Source organism: Nocardioides eburneus (assembly GCF_040838215.1).
GTDB classification, from domain to species: Bacteria; Actinomycetota; Actinomycetes; order Propionibacteriales; family Nocardioidaceae; genus Nocardioides; species Nocardioides eburneus.
On the sequence record NZ_JBFPJR010000029.1, the window covers coordinates 1 to 17,102 of the forward strand.

Annotated in this window: 14 protein-coding genes and 1 tRNA gene; 13 read left to right on the forward strand and 2 right to left on the reverse strand. The window is 72.1% G+C overall.

What is annotated here, in order from left to right:
• Nucleotides 1–20: 20 nt before the first annotated feature.
• From eno to AB3X52_RS14925, 8 genes are all read left to right on the forward strand, one after another.
• Nucleotides 21–1,295 carry a phosphopyruvate hydratase gene (gene eno / locus AB3X52_RS14890; protein ID WP_367994881.1) on the forward strand — a complete coding sequence of 425 codons (1,275 nt, stop codon included), beginning with the start codon at nt 21–23 and terminating at the stop codon, nt 1,293–1,295.
• A 128-nt stretch (nt 1,296–1,423) separates the two neighbouring features.
• Nucleotides 1,424–2,002: an FtsB family cell division protein gene (locus AB3X52_RS14895; protein WP_367994882.1), complete on the forward strand. Its 579-nt coding sequence runs from the start codon at nt 1,424–1,426 to the stop codon at nt 2,000–2,002.
• Between the two features lie 12 nt (nt 2,003–2,014).
• The gene (locus tag AB3X52_RS14900; RefSeq protein WP_367994883.1) at nt 2,015–2,536 is read left to right on the forward strand and encodes a DUF501 domain-containing protein; all 522 of its coding nucleotides are present in this window, start codon (nt 2,015–2,017) and stop codon (nt 2,534–2,536) included.
• 7 nt (nt 2,537–2,543) lie between these two features.
• On the forward strand, nt 2,544–3,470 hold the full coding sequence (locus AB3X52_RS14905; RefSeq protein WP_367994884.1) for a Ppx/GppA phosphatase family protein: 927 nt from the start codon (nt 2,544–2,546) through the stop codon (nt 3,468–3,470).
• A 43-nt stretch (nt 3,471–3,513) separates the two neighbouring features.
• Nucleotides 3,514–4,032 carry a glycine cleavage system transcriptional repressor gene (locus AB3X52_RS14910; RefSeq protein ID WP_367994885.1) on the forward strand — a complete coding sequence of 173 codons (519 nt, stop codon included), beginning with the start codon at nt 3,514–3,516 and terminating at the stop codon, nt 4,030–4,032.
• 8 nt (nt 4,033–4,040) lie between these two features.
• Entirely contained in the window at nt 4,041–4,640 is a 600-nt protein-coding gene (locus tag AB3X52_RS14915) for a peptide deformylase (protein ID WP_367994886.1), read from the forward strand.
• A 55-nt stretch (nt 4,641–4,695) separates the two neighbouring features.
• A tRNA-Leu gene (locus AB3X52_RS14920) sits at nt 4,696–4,769 on the forward strand.
• A 132-nt stretch (nt 4,770–4,901) separates the two neighbouring features.
• Nucleotides 4,902–5,777, forward strand: a complete 876-nt coding sequence (locus AB3X52_RS14925; RefSeq protein ID WP_367994887.1) for a Bax inhibitor-1/YccA family protein — start codon at nt 4,902–4,904, stop codon at nt 5,775–5,777.
• 43 nt (nt 5,778–5,820) lie between these two features.
• On the opposite strand, the gene AB3X52_RS14930 is transcribed toward AB3X52_RS14925, so the two are convergent.
• Nucleotides 5,821–6,780 (reverse strand): SGNH/GDSL hydrolase family protein, encoded by a 960-nt coding sequence (locus AB3X52_RS14930; protein WP_367994888.1) that lies wholly within the window; start codon nt 6,778–6,780, stop codon nt 5,821–5,823.
• 67 nt (nt 6,781–6,847) lie between these two features.
• Here AB3X52_RS14930 and AB3X52_RS14935 point away from each other — a divergent pair, with 67 nt between their 5' ends.
• The gene (locus AB3X52_RS14935) at nt 6,848–8,257 is read left to right on the forward strand and encodes a cystathionine beta-synthase (RefSeq protein ID WP_367994889.1); all 1,410 of its coding nucleotides are present in this window, start codon (nt 6,848–6,850) and stop codon (nt 8,255–8,257) included.
• Nucleotides 8,258–8,344: 87 nt separating this feature from the next.
• On the opposite strand, the gene AB3X52_RS14940 is transcribed toward AB3X52_RS14935, so the two are convergent.
• Complete coding sequence (locus AB3X52_RS14940; protein WP_367994890.1) at nt 8,345–10,888, reverse strand: helix-turn-helix transcriptional regulator; 2,544 nt, start codon at nt 10,886–10,888, stop codon at nt 8,345–8,347.
• Between the two features lie 259 nt (nt 10,889–11,147).
• On the opposite strand from AB3X52_RS14940, the gene AB3X52_RS14945 reads away from it, so the two are divergent.
• The 4 genes from AB3X52_RS14945 (at nt 11,148) to AB3X52_RS14960 (ending at nt 16,967) form a co-directional block, all read left to right on the forward strand.
• On the forward strand, nt 11,148–13,958 hold the full coding sequence (locus AB3X52_RS14945; RefSeq protein WP_367994891.1) for an RCC1 domain-containing protein: 2,811 nt from the start codon (nt 11,148–11,150) through the stop codon (nt 13,956–13,958).
• Between the two features lie 191 nt (nt 13,959–14,149).
• Nucleotides 14,150–14,869: a TasA family protein gene (locus AB3X52_RS14950; protein ID WP_367994892.1), complete on the forward strand. Its 720-nt coding sequence runs from the start codon at nt 14,150–14,152 to the stop codon at nt 14,867–14,869.
• An 83-nt stretch (nt 14,870–14,952) separates the two neighbouring features.
• A complete protein-coding gene (locus tag AB3X52_RS14955) occupies nt 14,953–15,669 on the forward strand; it encodes a hypothetical protein (RefSeq protein ID WP_367994893.1) in 717 nt (238 codons plus the stop codon).
• Complete coding sequence (locus AB3X52_RS14960) at nt 15,666–16,967, forward strand: signal peptidase I (RefSeq protein WP_367994894.1); 1,302 nt, start codon at nt 15,666–15,668, stop codon at nt 16,965–16,967. Before AB3X52_RS14955 ends, AB3X52_RS14960 begins: the two co-directional genes overlap by 4 nt.
• Nucleotides 16,968–17,102: the final 135 nt, after the last annotated feature.

Genomic DNA, 17,102 nt, shown 5'->3' on the forward strand with positions numbered 1-17,102 from the left:
GAGCAGAAGGAGCATCCATCGTGGCAGCGATCGAAGCCGTCGGAGCACGCGAGATCCTCGACTCGCGCGGCAACCCCACAGTCGAGGTGGAGGTCGTCCTGGAGGACGGCAGCTACGCGCGTGCGGCGGTGCCCAGCGGCGCGTCCACCGGCGCCTTCGAGGCCGTCGAGCTGCGTGACGGCGGCGACCGCTACGGCGGCAAGGGCGTGGAGAACGCCGTCGCGGCGGTCGAGGAGTCCCTGGCTCCGGCGATCGAGGGGCTCGACGCCGACGACCAGCGCCTCGTCGACCAGGCGCTGCTCGAGGCCGACGGCACGCCCAACAAGGCCCAGCTCGGCGCCAACGGCATCCTCGGCGTCTCGCTCGCGGTCGCGAAGGCTGCCGCGCTGAGCGCGGGCCTCCCGCTCTACCGCTACGTCGGCGGGCCCAACGCCCACCTGCTGCCGGTGCCGATGATGAACATCCTCAACGGCGGCGCCCACGCCGACACCAACGTCGACATCCAGGAGTTCATGATCGCGCCGATCGGCGCGCCGACCTTCAAAGATGCGCTCCGCTCCGGCGCCGAGGTCTACCACGCGCTCAAGTCGGTGCTGAAGGCGCGCGGTCTCGCGACCGGCGTCGGCGACGAGGGCGGCTTCGCGCCCGACCTGCCCTCCAACCGGGCCGCGCTCGACCTCATCGGCGAGGCCGTCGGCAAGGCGGGCTACGAGCTCGGCAAGGACGTCGCGCTCGCGCTCGACGTCGCTGCCTCGGAGTTCTACGCGGACGGCTCCTACACCTTCGAGGGGGCCGCGAAGAGCGCCGCCGAGATGACCGCCTACTACGCCGAGCTCGTGTCGGCCTACCCCATCGTCTCGATCGAGGATCCGCTCAACGAGGACGACTGGGACGGCTGGAAGACCATCACCGACGAGCTCGGCTCGAAGATCCAGCTCGTCGGCGACGACCTCTTCGTGACCAACGTCGAGCGCCTCGCGAAGGGCATCGCCGGCGGCCAGGCCAACGCGCTGCTGGTGAAGGTCAACCAGATCGGCTCGCTGACCGAGACCCTCGACTCCGTCGAGCTGGCTCACCGCAACGGCTACCGCTGCATGATGAGCCACCGCTCGGGCGAGACCGAGGACACGACCATCGCGGACCTTGCCGTCGCCACCAACTGCGGCCAGATCAAGACCGGCGCCCCGGCCCGGTCGGAGCGGGTCGCGAAGTACAACCAGCTCCTCCGCATCGAGGACGAGCTCGCCGAGGCCGCGCGCTACGCCGGCGCCGGCGCGTTCCCGCGCTTCTCCTGAGCCCCGCTCGGGGCCGCCGGCCCAGACCGATGGCCCAGACCGCCGGCCCAGGCTGACGGCCCCGAGCTTGTCGAGGCGCGCGCGTTTCACTGCCCGGAATCGGGCTCGGTCTCGGCGAGAATCGACGCGTGGCTGATCAGCGTCGCTCCTTCCCGCGCGGCCCGCGCGGGCCCCGCGGCCCCATGCGACCGAAGCGGCCGGTCGCGCGGGCCGACACCGGCGAGCGCGCGGCCGTCGGCGCGCGACGCCCCGGCCTACGCCAGCGCCCCACCGGCCGTGCCGCGATCCTCGTCGTCGTCCTCGCCGTGCTGGTCGTCTCCTACGCCTCGTCGCTGAAGGCCTACCTCCAGCAGCGCCACGACATGGAGACGCTGCAGACCGAGATCGCTCAGCGGCAGAGCAGCATCGACGACCTGCAGGAGCAGAAGAAGCGCTGGCAGGACCCGGCCTACGTCGAACAGCAGGCTCGAGCCCGGTTCGGCTACGTCATGCCCGGCCAGATCGCGTACGTCGCCCTCGACTCCGACGGCCATCGGATCCAGCCGGAGTCGGAGCTCGGCGAGCCCTCCGCGGTGGGCGCCTCGAAGAAGCCGACCGCGTGGTGGGACGATGCGTGGGGTTCGGTGGAGCTGGCCGGCAAGCCGCCCGCGCAGGACACGTCCGGTCCGGCGACCTCCATCGACGGCAGCAAGCAGCACAGCGACTAGAAGGAGTCACACGTGATCGACCCCGCTGACGAGGCGGCGATCGCGGCTCAGCTCGGACGGGCCCCGCGTGGCATCGCGGAGGTCGGCCACCGCTGTCCGTGCTCCCTGCCCGACGTGGTGACGACCGAGCCGCGGCTCCCCGACGGCACGCCGTTCCCGACGACGTACTACCTGACCTGCCCGCGGGCGGCCTCGCGCATCGGCACCCTCGAGGGCAGCGGGCTGATGAAGGAGATGCAGGACCGGCTGGGGGAGGACCCCGAGCTGGCGGGCGCCTATCGGCACGCCCACGAGGCCTATCTGCAGGCACGCGACGCCCTGGCCGCGAAGATCGGGCAGAGCGTGCCCGAGATCGACGGGGTCTCGGCGGGCGGCATGCCCGACCGGGTGAAGTGCCTCCACGTCCTCGCCGGCCAGGCGCTCGCGCAGGGGCGGGGCGTCAACCCGCTCGGCGACGAGGTGCTCGACCGGCTCGGCGCCTGGTGGGAGTCGGGTCCCTGCGTCGACCTCGAGCTCGAGGACGAGGAGCAGTGACCCTGTCATGACCACCCGCCGCGTCGCCGCCATCGACTGCGGCACCAACACGATCAAGCTCCTGATCGGCGCGCGGTCCGAGGACGGCCTCGACGTCGACGTCCGCGAGATGCGGATGGTGCGGCTCGGCCAGGGCGTCGACCGCACCGGCGTCCTCGCCGACGAGGCTCTGGCGCGCACCTTCGCCGCGATCGATGAGTACGCCGCGCTGATCCGCGACCACGGCGTCGAGCGCACCCGCTTCGTGGCCACCTCCGCGACGCGTGACGCCGCCAACGCCGACGTCTTCGTCGCCGGCGTCCGGGAGCGACTCGGGCTCGAGCCGGAGGTCGTCGCGGGGGAGGAGGAGGCGGCGCTGGCGTACGCCGGCGCCGTCCGTCACCTGCGCCATGAGCCCCGGCTGCCGGTTCTCGTGGTCGACATCGGCGGCGGATCCACCGAGCTCATCGACGGCCACACCCTGACCGGCGACCCGGCCGCCGCCCACTCGATGGACATCGGCTCGGTCCGGCTCCACGAGCGCCATCTGCGCTCCGACCCGCCCACGACGGCCGAGATCGACGCCTGTGTCCGTGACATCGAGGAGCACCTCGACGAGTCGCCGGTGACGGTGGAGCAGGCCGCGACGGTGGTCGGCGTTGCCGGCACCGTGACGCAGCTGGCCGTCGGGGTGCTCGGGCTGGCGGCGTACGACCGCGAGGCCGTCGACCAGGCCGAGCTGGCCGTCGGTGACGTCCACGCGCTCGTGGACCGGCTGCTGCGCCTCAGTGTCGCCGAGCGGCGGGCGCTGCCGTGGATGCACCCCGGCCGGGCCGACGTGATCGGAGCCGGTGGGCTCATCCTGTCAAGGGTCCTGCGGCGCGCTCGCGTCGAGCGGCTCGTCGTCTCCGAGTCCGACATCCTGGACGGCATCGCCTGGTCGATCGCGGAGTGAGCCCGCTGCGGCCGGCCACGGGCCGACCCGGCAGAATCACCGCGTGACGACTCACGCCATCACCGTCCTGGGCCACGACCGGCCCGGCATCATCGCCGAGACCACCCGACGCCTCGCCGACCTGGGGCTCAACCTCGAGGACTCCTCGATGACCCGGCTGCGCGGCCACTTCGCGATGACACTGGTCTGCGCCGGCGACGCGACCGACGCCGAGATCGGCGAGCGGCTCGCCCCGCTCGCCGAGGACGGGACGCTCACCGTCACCGTGTTCGCACTGCCTGAGGACGAGCCCGCCGAGGAGCCGGGGACGCCGTACGTCGTCACCGTCCACGGCGGCGACCGTCCGGGGATCGTCTCGTCGGTGACGACCGAGATCGCCGCGGTCGGCGGCAACATCACCGACCTCACGACCCGCCTGACCGGAGAGCTGTACGTCGTGGTCGCGGAGCTCGAGCTGCCGGCGGGTGTCGACGCGGGGGCGCTCGACGCGGCGATCCGGCGCGTGGCCGGCGAGCTCGGCGTCGAGGCGACCCTGCGGCCGGTCGAGGCCGACGAGCTGTGACCGGTCCCGTGAGCGAGCCGGTGGGTGAGGCCGCGGCCGATCCGGTGACCGCGGCCGGCAGTGCCCGCCTCGCGGCCTGGACCGAGGTGGAGCTGGGCGTCGCGGGGCGGGTGCTGGACGTCGTACGCGCCCCGGCGGGTGTGCTCGCCGCCGCCGGGGAGGACGTGGACCCCGCCGCGCCGGAGTCCGTGCAGTTGGCGGCCGACCTGGTCGCCACGATGCGGGTCTCGCCGGGCTGCGTCGGACTGGCCGCCAACCAGGTCGGCGTCGGGGTCCGGATGTTCTGTGTCGACGTCTCGCAGCATCCCAAGACGCGCACCCACCACGGCACCTTCGTGCTCTGCAACGCCGAGGTCGTCGCGGCCAGCCGCAAGGAGCGAGCGCGGGAGGGCTGCATGAGCGTCCCTGACCTCACCGGCGACGTGAAGCGTGCCGGCCGGCTCACCGTCCGGGGCCTGCTGCCGGGGACCGGCGAGGAGGTGACCGTCGCGACGGACGCGTTCGAGGCCCGCTGCCTGCAGCACGAGATCGACCACACCGACGGCCTGCTCTTCCTCGACAGGGTCGCCGGCGCCCACGCGATCCACGCACGGCAGACCTACCTCTGACCCGTCGCCGGCCTGTCTGCCCGACGTCGCGTCGGGTCGGTAGCGTCGGCCTCGCGCCCCGGTATCCCAATCGGCAGAGGAAGCTGCCTTAAAAGCAGCCGAGTGTGGGTTCGAGTCCCACCCGGGGCACCCTCGGGAACGTCTGACGATCGCGCATCGTTGATGCGAATAGCTGACGGACACGAGATGCCTACACTGGCGTCTCTGGCGCGCCGCCAGATCGACGGCCACCAACCCCGGCCTCCAAGGAGGAGACCAACCATGCAGAGCAACAACCCGGTGTTCCGCAACAACGAGGGCTTCAGCAAGGCGTCCTACAACGCCTACGGCAACCCGACGTACGCCGGCAACGGTGCTGCCTACGCCGGCTACGGCCAGGCGCCGGCCTCCGACCCGAGCACCTGGTCCGTCGGTGGGCCGACCGCCCCGGGCTACGCGCCCGCCGAGCCGAGCGCCCCTATGACGATCGACTCGGTCGTGCAGAAGGGCTTCATCACCATCGGCGTGGTGCTCGTCGCGGCCCTCGCCACCTGGCTGCTGACCCCCGACATCCGTGACGGCGTCGACATCGCCCCGCTCTCGGCCGCGCTGGTCGTCGGCGGCGGCGCGGCCTTCGCTCTGTCGCTGGTCAACTCGTTCAAGCGGGTGGTGAGCCCGGCGCTGGTCCTGCTCTTCGCGGTGGCCGAGGGCGTCTCGCTCGGCGCCTTCAGCAAGCTGATCGACGCCTACGCCGGCGGTGGCATCGTCGTCCAGGCCGTGCTCGGCACGTTCGCCGCCTTCGCCGGCACGCTCGCGGCCTACAAGTTCCTCGACATTCGGGTCGGCAACAAGTTCCGCACGTTCGTCGTCGCCGCGATGTTCGGCATGGTCGGGCTCAGCCTGGTCGAGCTCGTCCTCGGGCTGTTCGGTGCCAGCTTCGGACTGTTCGGTCTCGGCGGGATCGGCATCATCACCGCCATCGCCGGCCTCGTGCTCGGCGTCTTCATGCTCATCCTCGACTTCGACATGATCGAGAACGGCATCGCCAACCGGCTGCCCGAGCGGGAGTCGTGGCGCGCGGTGTTCGCCCTCACCGTCAGCCTGGTCTGGATCTACACCAACCTGCTGCGGCTGCTCGCGATCCTCAACGACAACTGACCGGCGTCGCCCCGGCCGGCCCTGCGGCCGGCCCTGCGGCCGGCTAGGGCGTCGCTGGCGTGCGGAAGCGCCGGACGCTGACCCACAGCCGGCGCAGCCGGCCGCGCGGGCGTGGCGCGGGGTCGAGCTCGGTGCCCGGCCGGTTGACGGCGTGGAAGGTCGCGGCGGCGATGGGGATGACCCGGCGGCCGCGGTGGGTCTCGATGACGGCCTCCTCGTCCCCGATGACGCCGAGGATCGAGAGGGCCGGCGGGATGAGGACCTCCGCGAGGGCGGCGTAGCCCGCCGCGGAGGGGTGGAAGCGGTCGGCCCCGAAGAAGAACGCCGGCTCGGCCTTGAACTCCTCGCCGAGGATGTCGGCCAGCGACACGGTGTGGCCGCCGGCGCGGACGACGTGGAAGGTCTGGCCGAGGGCGATGCGGCGCGACCAGGCCCGGACGACCTGGCGCAGCGGCGGCAGGACCGGCTTCACCGTGCCGAGGTCGGGGCAGGTGCCGACGAGGACCGCGACGCCGCTCTCCTGCAGGCGGCGCACCGCCTCGACGAGATGGCTCACGGCCACCGTCGGACGGACCCGGTTGATGACGTCGTTCGCGCCGATGAGGATGACGGCGGCGTCGGCCCCGATGCTGATCGCCTGCTCGACCTGCGGGTGCAGGTCGGCGGACCGGGCACCGACGACGGAGAGATCGTGCAGCTCGACCGGCCGGCCCGCGCGCGCCGAGACGCCGGTCGCGAGGATGGCGCCCGGCGTGTCATCCGGGCGCTCCATGCCGTAGCCCGCGGCGCTCGAGTCACCGAGGAGCGCGAGCGTGATCGGGCGACCGGGCCGGTCCTCGCCGTACGACCCCGACGGGTTGGGGGCGTGGAGGAGCTGGACCTGGTGGACGGCACGGTCGGCCAGGAGTCCCTCGGCCACGAGTACGCCGAAGAGACCGATGCCGCCGAGCACGAGACCCCCACCGGCGTACACCCCGCTGCGCAGCGCGTCTGCCTTCCTCACGGGGCACCACAATACGGACGGCTCGGGGATGCTCGGTCATAACCCCGGCGCGCCTAGTCTGAAGGGCGTGGAGTACGTGAACTCGCTCATCGACCTCATCGGCAACACCCCGCTGCTGCGGCTCTCGCGCTCGCTCGACCGCCCGGACACGGCGCCGGACTCCGGGACGCACGACCAGGGGCCGCTGGTGCTGGCCAAGGTGGAGTACCTCAACCCCGGCGGCTCGGTGAAGGACCGGATCGCGACCCGGATGATCGAGGCGGCGGAGGCGTCGGGCGAGCTCCAGCCGGGCGGCACGATCGTCGAGCCGACCTCCGGCAACACCGGTGTCGGCCTCGCGATGGTGGCCCAGCAGAAGGGCTACAAGTGCATCTTCGTCTGCCCGGACAAGGTGAGCGAGGACAAGCGCAACGTGCTCAAGGCCTACGGCGCCGAGGTGGTCGTCTGCCCGACGGCCGTGCCTCCGGAGCACCCGGACAGCTACTACAACGTCTCCGACCGGCTCGCCTCCCAGCCAGGTGCCTGGAAGCCTAACCAGTACGCCAACGTCAACAACCCGCGCTCCCACTACGAGACCACCGGTCCCGAGATCTGGGCTCAGACCGAGGGCCGGATCACGCACTTCGTCGCGGGCGTCGGCACCGGCGGCACCATCTCCGGGATCGGCCGCTACCTCAAGGAGCAGAACCCGGAGGTCCAGATCATCGGCGCCGACCCGGCGGGCTCGGTCTACTCCGGCGGCACCGGTCGGCCCTACCTGGTCGAGGGCGTCGGGGAGGACTTCTGGCCCGAGACCTACGACCGCGACATCGCGGACCGGATCATCGAGGTCTCCGACGCCGACTCGTTCGCCTTCACGCGCCGGCTCGCCCGCGAGGAGGCGCTGCTGGTCGGCGGCTCGTCCGGCATGGCGGCGTACGCCGCGAAGCAGCTCGCCGAGGAGCTCGCCGCCGAGGGCCGCACCGACGCCGTGATCGTCGTCCTGCTGCCCGACTCCGGGCGTGGCTACCTCACCAAGGTCTTCAACGACGAGTGGCTGGCGCAGTACGGCTTCCCGACCGGGGCCGTCGCCGCCCAGACCGTCGGCGACGTGCTGCGCGGCAAGGGCGGGACCCTGCCAGACCTGGTCCACACGCACCCGTCGGAGACGGTCGCCGAGGCAGTCCACATCCTGCGGGAGTACGGCGTCAGCCAGATGCCCGTCGTCCGTGCGGAGCCGCCGATCGTGGCGGCCGAGGTGGCCGGCTCGGTCTCGGAGCGCAGCCTCCTCGACCTGCTGTTCACCGGCAAGGCGAAGCTCACCGACTCGGTCGAGCAGCACATGTCGCCGCCGCTGCCGACCATCGGCGCGGCCGAGGACGCCCGGTCGGCGGCGCAGGTCCTCGAGGGCTCCGACGCGCTGCTCGTCCACGAGGACGGCAAGCCGGTCGGCGTGCTCACCCGTCAGGACCTCCTCGGGTTCCTCACCGGCGCCTGAGATCGCACGTTTCGGCTCCGGGTTGGCGGGCAGGGTCAGGTCATGACCATCCAGCTCCGCGCATGACGGACGCGGGCTGAGTCCGGCTCATCGCTGAGCGGGCCGCAGCCAGGTGGTGGCGGCCCGCACGAGCTGCTCACGGCCGGAGACGCCGATCTTCCGGCTGATGTTGTGGAGGTGGGTCTCCACCGTCCGCACGCTCATCTGCAGCGTGGTCGCCACCTCCGCCGTGCTCTGCGGCGCGGCCAGGAGCTGGAGGATCTCGACCTCCCGGGCCGAGAGCCCGACGTCGTCGACGAGACGGTAGAACAGCCCCGCGCGCTCGAACCCGGCGACCGCCGACTCCCGCCACGCCCGCTCGGCGGCGGCCACCGCCGCTGCGGCCTCGCCCCGGCGGCGCAGCGCCAGCGCGAGGGTGATGTGGACGCGGGTGGTGTAGAGGCCTGCGCCCGCCTGCGCCAGCTCGGCGGCCACCGCGCGTAGCCGGTCGACGTCATCGACGGCGGCCGCGGCGACGTACTCCCCGAGGGCGCGGAGCAGCGCACTGTCGGACTTATCCGCGCGCGCCCGCACGCTCTCGACCGGTCCACTCGCGCCCGCCCGCTCGACGGTCTCGACCGCGAGGAACAGTGCGCCGGTGACGTACCCCCGCTCGAGGCGCTCCTGCACGAGCTGCCACAGGTCGACCCCGGCCGCGGGAGCGGAGGGGATCATCGGCGCGACGACGGCGGGCTCCATGCCGGGGTAGGGGCCGCGGCCGGAGTCGGCGGCAAGCGCCTGGGCGGCGAGCGTGCGGGCGTACTCCGGCCGGCCCTGAGCGAGCGCGATCTCGGCGCCGAGGGTGAGCAGGCCGGTGTTCCAGACCTGTCGGAAGGCGGAGGCCGAGGAGGACGACAGACTCCGGAACACGACGCGGCCCGCGTCGCCCAGACGGCCGGCGATGCCGAGACCGAGGACCGCCACGTAGGAGTGGGCCTGGATCAGCCCGGGGTCGGCGATCTCGTAGGCACGGCCGAGCTGGTCGAGCGCGTGCGTGGTGCCGTCGTCGAGGTCGCCGGCGAGGACGCGGGCGAGGCCGGTGAGGATCCGGTGGTAGGCCTTGGCCGCGGATGTCTGCGGGCGGAAGTGGGTGAGGATCTCGAGCGCGGGCGCGGTGCTGCCGGCGGCGAGGAGCAGCTCGGCCCGGACCATGGCCATCGCTTCGTGGGCGAAGGCGTCCTCGTCGGCGGACGGCTCGGCCAGTGCGCTCTCGTCGGGGACACGCTCCCGGAGGAACTGCAGGTGGGCACGGGTGGCGCGGAGCAGCCCGGCGAAGTGAGGGAAGCCGGCCTGCTGGTCGTCGAGGGCGGCGTACGCCGCCGCGATGTCGCCGCGATCCTCGGCGAGCCAGGTGGCGTACCACGCCACGAGGCTGGCTGCGGGCGCGCTCTCGCCGCCCAGCGGGGTGCGGTGCACGACCTCCTCGATCCGGTCGGCCGGCGCAGCCGCGGCCCGCAGGGCGACGACCAGCGGCAGCGCCGTCTCGGGGCGTACGTCGTCGCGCCACTGCTCGCGGGCGCGCGTGACGACCTCGGCCGACTGGAGGACGGTGCGCTGGTTGAGCAGCGCAGCGTCGGCGCCGATCGCCTGGCCCGGGTCGAACGCGGGCGGCGGCAGCAGCTGGGCGGCCGCGTGCTCGCGGGCCTCGACCACGCCGAAGGCGGAGCCCTCGCGGGCGAGGTAGTCGCCCAGCAGCGGTGGATAGATCCCGACGACGCCACCGGCGCCGTCGTCGATCAGGCGGGCCAGCCCGGAGGCGAAGAGACGGTCGAGCATGGGGCGGTCGAGCAGCCTCTCCGCCTCGGGGAGCGGGATCGGTCCGGTGACGGCGAGGGCGGTCGCGGCGTCCCAGACGGACTGGTCGGCGCCGGCGAGGAAGGGGTCGAGGGCGGCGCCGTAGGCCTCGGTCCGGCCGCCGGCGAAGGGGATCGTCCAGAGGCCGTCGCGGAGCTGCAGGCGCCCGGCGTGGCGTCCGATCGTGGCGATCGCCCGGACCAGCCCGAGCAGGCCGCCGGACTTCATCGCGAGCCGGGCGAGGGTGGCGCTCTCCACCGGGCCGCCGAGGATCGCGCGACAGACCTCGTGGACCTGGTCGACGTCGAGGATCGGCGCGCGGACACGGACCGCGGGCGCGAGCCCCGGCACCAGCGAGTCGGCGCGCACGGGGTGCTCCGGGCGGCTGGACGTCACCGCGACGACGTGACGCTGCCGGTGGACGGTCAGCAGCGCGCCCACGCTCTGGGCGTCGAGGTCGTCGGCGTCGTCGACCACCACGACGACGTTGCGCCCCCTGAGTTGCTGAGTGAGCGCCGTCGACATCTCGCCGACGGTGCGGCGCGGCGTCGGGGCGGTGGCCGGACCGATGCCGGCGGCCACCAGCGCGCCGAACGGCTCGCCGCGCCACGCCGGGTTGCCGAAGATCCGCAGCACCGTCGCCCCGCCATCCTCCAGCCGGTCGGCGACCAGGCCGAGGAGCTCGCTGCGGCCCGAGGCGTGCGGACCGAGGACGTGCACGCTCAGCCCATCGGCGACGTAGGTCGCGATGTCGTCGACCGTCCCCGCCAGCACACCCTCGCGGTCGTGCACTGCCATGTCCCACCTCCGGCCCGCCCTGTGCTCCGACGATATCGCCCGGTGCGCCGGCATGTCCGGATCGCGGAGCGCCGGGGGATACGCAGAGCCGCCCGGCGGCGTACGTAGTCGGGCCGATCGGGCCCGAAGCGGGGCCGCCGTGGAGGTGGACTGAGGGTGCTGCCCGCCGGCGAGGCGGGCGGCACGCCCCCGCGGCGCGCACCTGACGCCCCCTGGCGCACCGCGGGGTCCCCGCGACGTACCTGGCGAAAGGCTCGAGATGAGGCGCTCACGAACGGTCGGGAGAGCGCAGGTACGCCGCTGGAGCGCGCGCGGGCTGCTCACCCTCCTGGCCGCGGGCGCGCTCGTGCTCTGCGCGAGCCTCGGCAACGTGGCGGCCTACTACTCCGACTCCGTCGCGTCGCGTACGTCGGCCGCGGCCGGCGACATCGGCGTCCGGGTGACCACCACGGTGGCGCCCGCGTCGGTGTGGACCGACGACGTGAGCAGCGAGATCATCGACGAGATCGTCGATGCCGTCCTCGACGAGTACGTGACGTCGGCCCTGCAGAGCACGGCGCGGCCCCTGGTCGAGGCGGCCGTCGAGGCCCAGATCGGCGCGTTGATCTCAACGATGAACGTCTACACACTCACGGTGGAGGTCGACAACACCGGCACCATCAGTGAGGACGTCGACCTCGGGCTCTTCGACTACTTCGACAATGTCGGCACGACCGATACGCCGGAGCAGGGCGGTGTCGTCGTCTCGACGGACGACTCCCCGCTGGACGTCGCCATCGCCTCGTTGGTCGCCAACGTGAGCATCGACGTCTCCATCACTGCGTTGGTGGACATCTCGGTCGACCTCTCGACGCTGTTCCCGGCGCTGCCGGGCACGGTCATCGACGACGACACCCCCGACGACAGCACGATCGCGACCGACGCGGACGGTCCCTACCTGGGGCAGACGGCCGACGTCGCCCCGATCACCCTGGGGCCGGCCGGCTCCGACACCTCGTCAAAGACGCTGACCTACACCGTGCTCGTCCAGGCGAAGGACCTCGTCGACCTCGGGATCGTCACCTCGGCGGACCCCGAGCTCAACCTCACCCTCGGCGCGACCGCCGAGGCGACTGGTGTGAACGCCGGGGTGGACACCGGCTGGACGGCGCAGCACGAGGACTGGGACGGCACGCTCGTGCACGTCGACATCAACAACCCGCCGGTCATCGTCGCCACGACGACCGAGGACCGGACCCCGTTCGTCGGCCAGATCGGCGACACCGCGGCCGGACAGCCGACGGTGAGCGCCTACCTCGCCGGGCTCTTCAGGGCGACCGACACCGAGGACGGCAATACGGCGATCACCCAGGCCATCACCGTCACCAGCGACTTCGTCGCCGACGTCGCCGGCGCCTACACCGCCACGGCGAACGTCACCGACAGCGGGGGGAAGAGCGCCGACCCGGTGACCCAGACCATCCAGGAGTGGAACTTCACCCAGGTCGCGGCGGGGCAGTACTTCGCCCTCGCGCTCGACTCGCGGGGTCGCGCGTGGGGCTGGGGGATGAACACCTACGGCCAGGTCGACGGGTCGGGAAGCACCACCTCGCCGGTCACGGTGCCCCAGGTCATCCAGGGGCTGCCGAGCGGCAAGAAGGTCGTGCAGGTCGCCGGTGGGAGCCAGTCGTCGTACTTCCTGATGGACGACGGCAGCCTCTACGCCCTCGGCTACAACATCGAAGGCGAGCTCGGGAACGGGAAGACGACCAACAGCGCCACCCCCGTGGCGGTCAGCCTGAGCGTTCCCGTGAAGAAGGTCAGCGCCATGCGGACCGCGGTCGCCGCCCTGGGCACCGACGGGTCCGTCTGGACCTGGGGCGCGGGCGAGCTCGGGCAGCTCGGGACCGGAGACGTCCTCAACCGCTCCACACCGAAGGAGATCGTCACCTCGGGTGCGGTCGACGTCGGCCAGGGCTACTACAACGGCGCAGCAGTGCTGGACGACGGCACCATCACCGCGTGGGGCTACAACAGCGTCGGTGAGCTCGGGGCAGGCACGGTGGACGGCCTCTACCACACGCCGGCGCTCGTCGCGGGCGTGAGCAACGCGGCCACGCTCTCGGTGGGTGGCTTCTTCACCGTCTACCTCACCAGCGCGGGCGATGTCTGGGGCTTCGGCAACAACGACAGCAATCACTTCACCGCGGGCACGACCGGTTATCGCGTCCCGACCGAGGTGACGGGCGGTGGCTGGAGCAGCGCCGCCCGGGTGGTGGCGGGCTACGACTTCACGCTGGTCCTCGCGGCGAGCGGCGACGTCTACGGCATCGGCGTCAACGACTTCGACCAGCTGCTGACCGGGGCTCCGGTCTCCCAGCCGGCCTACGTGAAGTCGGCCATGGTCTCCGGCATCGGCGGGTTGGCCGCCGGGATCGACACCTCGGTCCTGCTGAAGGCCGACGGCTCGATGATCTACACGCACGGCTACGGAGCCGACGGCGAGATGGGCAACGGGACCGCGACGTCGCTTACCGGCTCGACGATCGGGAAGATCTCCCTCACGCACGTGTACGACGACGGGACCGTCCCCGACGTCACGGCGGCCGCCACCGGGCTCACGCTCGATCCCGGCTCGGTGCCCTTGTTGCCGTCGTTCGCGACGCCCGAAGCGAGCGAGGAGCCGAGTCCCACCGCTGAGCCGTCGCCGAGCGCGACCGCCAGCCCGAGCGCTGATCCAAGCCCGAGCGCGACGGATGACGAGCTCACGGACGAGAGTCCGCCGCCCTCGGCCGCTGCCGAACCTGGGACCGACGCCGGGCCCGCGGATACCGGCTCCGCGGATACGGGATCGACGGACGCGGACGCGTCGCAGGACGACCAGGCCGAGGCGGACCAGACGGAGTCCGACGAGGCGGCGGCCCAGGCCGGGGGAGCGGCCGAGGAAGAACAGGCGCAGACGGACACGGGGGAGACCGGCAAGCAGGACGCGCCGACCTCGCCTGCGTCGCTCAGCGCCTCGGTCGCCCCGCGACCGGAGGACGGCTCGGAGGCAGCGCCGGTCCCCGTCGTACCGACTCCGTCGTCGTGACCAGCTGCCAGGCACCGAAGCCCACCGTCCGCGGTACGTAGCCGCGGGCGGTGGCTACGTAGAGGGGCCGGAGCGCCCCGCAAGGCCTCCGAGGCGGGCTGATCCTGAGGGTGCGGGAGGCCCCGGGAGGGCGGCCCGGGGGAAGCAAGCGCCGACCCACACGAGTCACACGCAAAGGAGCGATGAGAACGATGACTCGGCAAGAGGAAGACCGTCGCAAGAGCCGCAAGGGCTGGATCGGACTCGGCGCCATCGCCGTCGCCGGTGCGCTCGTGGTCGGGCTCGGCTACGCGTACTTCAGCGACACGATCGCGGGCGAGGGTACGGCTACTGCCGGCACGCTGGACATCACCGGCGAGCTCACGGTCTACCAGAACGGCGTCGCGGACGCCGACGGCACGATCGAGAACTTCAACCCCGGCGACGTCCTGACGATCTCCGGGGACATCGCCAACGAGGGCAACAAGGAGGCCTGGATCCGGACGCTGGTGAGCGGGACGGCCGACGAGGGCATCGCCCCCTACCTCTACGTGTACGCCGGCGAGACGGTGCCGACGCAGACGACTCTGCTCGGCACGGAAACCGATGCGCTGACGGGCGTGGACGGATACATCGGCGACGCTGACGATCTCGCCGACGGTATCGCCGATCCGGCGCTGGTCATCGCCGGCACCGGGAGCGCGGCGGAGACCACCGAGGCCACCACCACCGAGACCGGTGAGTACTCCTCGAACGTCGTCATCTACTTCGACAAGGCAGCGACCAATGAGGCCCAGGACCAGGATCTCAGCGTCACCGTCGACGTCCAGGCGATCCAGTACAAGAACAACACGACGCTCGGGAACGTGAACTGGGACAGCGTCGTCGACACGGCGTTCTCGCTTCCCGCTGACGACGGCGACACCGCGTAGTTCCACGCCCCCGGCGGCCACGGCCTCCCCGTGACCGCCGGGACCCCAACAGCAGAACCCTTCTCCTTCCTAGGCAGGCAGCGATGAGGAACCAGAACCGGATAGCGGTCCTGAGCCTCGTCGCTGTCCTGCTTTCCATGCTGGCCACGGTGCTGGCGCTCGGCGTCGGCGTCGAACCCGCGCATGGTGCCGATGGCTCCGCCGAGCGATCAGCGGTGCTGGTCATCGATGACAACCGGGCCGCGGTGGAGGGGGTCGTCTTCGACGCCCGCAACGTCCACCCCGGCTATCGCCGCAGCTTCGACATCACGGTCCGGAACGACGCGAACGGCGTGGCGACGCTGACCTTCGCCGGCTTCGGGTTCACCGGACGCAACGCGGAGGACCTGCGCGAGACCGCCACCGTCACCCTGACTCACGAGGGCGAGCTCCTCGGCACCGGCGGTGCGGGTTCTCAGCGACTCAACGGCGCAACGGTCGTGATCGGTGCCGGCCGCACCACGCGCCTCACCGCCACGCTGGCGCTCGACAGGAGCGTCGGCAACGAGGCCCAGGGCCAGCGCCTGCACGTGGTCTTCAAGTTCCAGGTGACGGGCGGGACCGCGCCGATCGAGGGAGGCGTGGCGCCCGACGGGCAGCCGTTGACCGGCCCGGCGAGCGTCACCACGCTGCCGCCGACCGGGGAATCGCTGGACGGCTTCCACCTGCTGGTGGCCGCCACGCTGGCGACGCTCGCCGCCATGCTGGGATGCCTCGCGTTCGCCGCGCTGCGACCGCGCCGCGACGAGGACCAGCAGTGAACGGCGTACGCGCCCTGCGGGCGCTCTGGCGGCTGGTTACCTGGCTGCTGCTCGGAGCCTGCCTGGCATGCCTGGCCAGCGCCGTCTGGTGGGTCAGCGTCGGGAAGCACGACGACGGGGCCGACATCGCCGGTTATCGGCCCTACGTGGTGGCCTCCGGATCGATGGCGCCAGCCTTCGAGGTCGACTCGTTCGTCCTCACCCACGACCGGCCCTTCGACGAGGTACGCAAGGGCGACGTGATCGCCTTCCGGGCCGGTGGGATCGGCGGGCGCACCGCGCTGCACCGGGTGACGCACGTGGAGCACGCCGACGGGCGGGTCGCCTGGGTGACCGTCAAGGGCGACAACAACACGCACCCCGACGGCGTGCCGGTGACCCGGAAGGAGTACCTCGGCACCGCGGTCCTGCACACCAACGCCACCGCAGTGGTCATGCAGCAGCTGCACGCGCCGCACGGGGTCCTCCGCGTCGTGGTCGTGCCGCTCGCCGTCGTGGTCCTCGTCTGGGTCGGCGGCCGACTCCTGCTCTCCGGGCGGCGTACCGTCGTCGGGCGCAGCGCGGTCGTCCTCGCGCTCACGCTCGGCCTGCTGGCCTCGGCTACGGCGTCGTACGCGATCTATCTCGACCGAAAGCAAGACTTCGTGACGACGACGCTCGACGGCGTCGCGACCCGCTACGAGACAACGGCGGCCAGCAGCCGGCTGACGCTCGAGTCGACCAGCGTCAACGGCACCATCGACATCCCTCGGATCGAGGTGCACTCACCGATCATCGAGTACGTCGCCGCCAGCTCGCTCAACCTCGCCATCACCCACTACGCAGGCCCGGCGCTCAACCAGCCCGACAACGTCGTCCTCGCCGGACACCACGCGTGGGGCAACCTCTACTTCACTCGGATCGACCGGCTCCGGGCCGGCGACGTCATCTGGGTCACCGACTCGGCGCGCCGCCGCGTGAAGTATCTCGTCACCGGTCACCGCCAGGTGACGCCGGACGACACCTCCGTGCTCCGCCAGCCGAAGGACGGCAAGCGCCACCTCACGCTCATCTCCTGCACCTACGACCTGCGCAACCGTTACATCGTCGATGCGGTTGCGGCCAAGGACCTCGCCGCGGACCAGGCGCCCGCGACGCGCGCGGTCAGCCCGGTCGACGTCGCCGAGGCATCGATCTGGCCGGACTACTCGCTGCCGGCCGCGGTCGGGCTCGGGATGCTCGGGCTGGGTGGCGGTGCTGCCTACCTGGCCGCGCGGGGTGTGCGGCGCACTCACTCGCGGGGTGCTTCCGGCGACTGACTGTCTCGTTGGCTTCCAGCGTGTCTGGCTTGGTCGACGAGTTGGCGTGTTCGGCTTGGGTGCCATTCGGGTGGCTTGCGGACTTCCGGCCTTGGTCCGCCTTGCGTCGGGTGCACTTTCCCGTGTCTGGGTTTT

Bases quoted from the DNA above. Each gene is read 5' to 3' on its own strand.
- AB3X52_RS14950 (WP_367994892.1), top strand. From the start codon at position 14,150: ATGACTCGGCAAGAGGAAGACCGTCGCAAGAGCCGCAAGGGCTGGATC.
- AB3X52_RS14905 (WP_367994884.1), top strand. From the start codon at position 2,544: ATGACCACCCGCCGCGTCGCCGCCATCGACTGCGGCACCAACACGATC.
- AB3X52_RS14955 (WP_367994893.1), top strand. From the start codon at position 14,953: ATGAGGAACCAGAACCGGATAGCGGTCCTGAGCCTCGTCGCTGTCCTG.
- AB3X52_RS14945 (WP_367994891.1), top strand. From the start codon at position 11,148: ATGAGGCGCTCACGAACGGTCGGGAGAGCGCAGGTACGCCGCTGGAGC.
- AB3X52_RS14925 (WP_367994887.1), top strand. From the start codon at position 4,902: ATGCAGAGCAACAACCCGGTGTTCCGCAACAACGAGGGCTTCAGCAAG.
- AB3X52_RS14940 (WP_367994890.1), bottom strand. From the start codon at position 10,888: ATGGCAGTGCACGACCGCGAGGGTGTGCTGGCGGGGACGGTCGACGAC.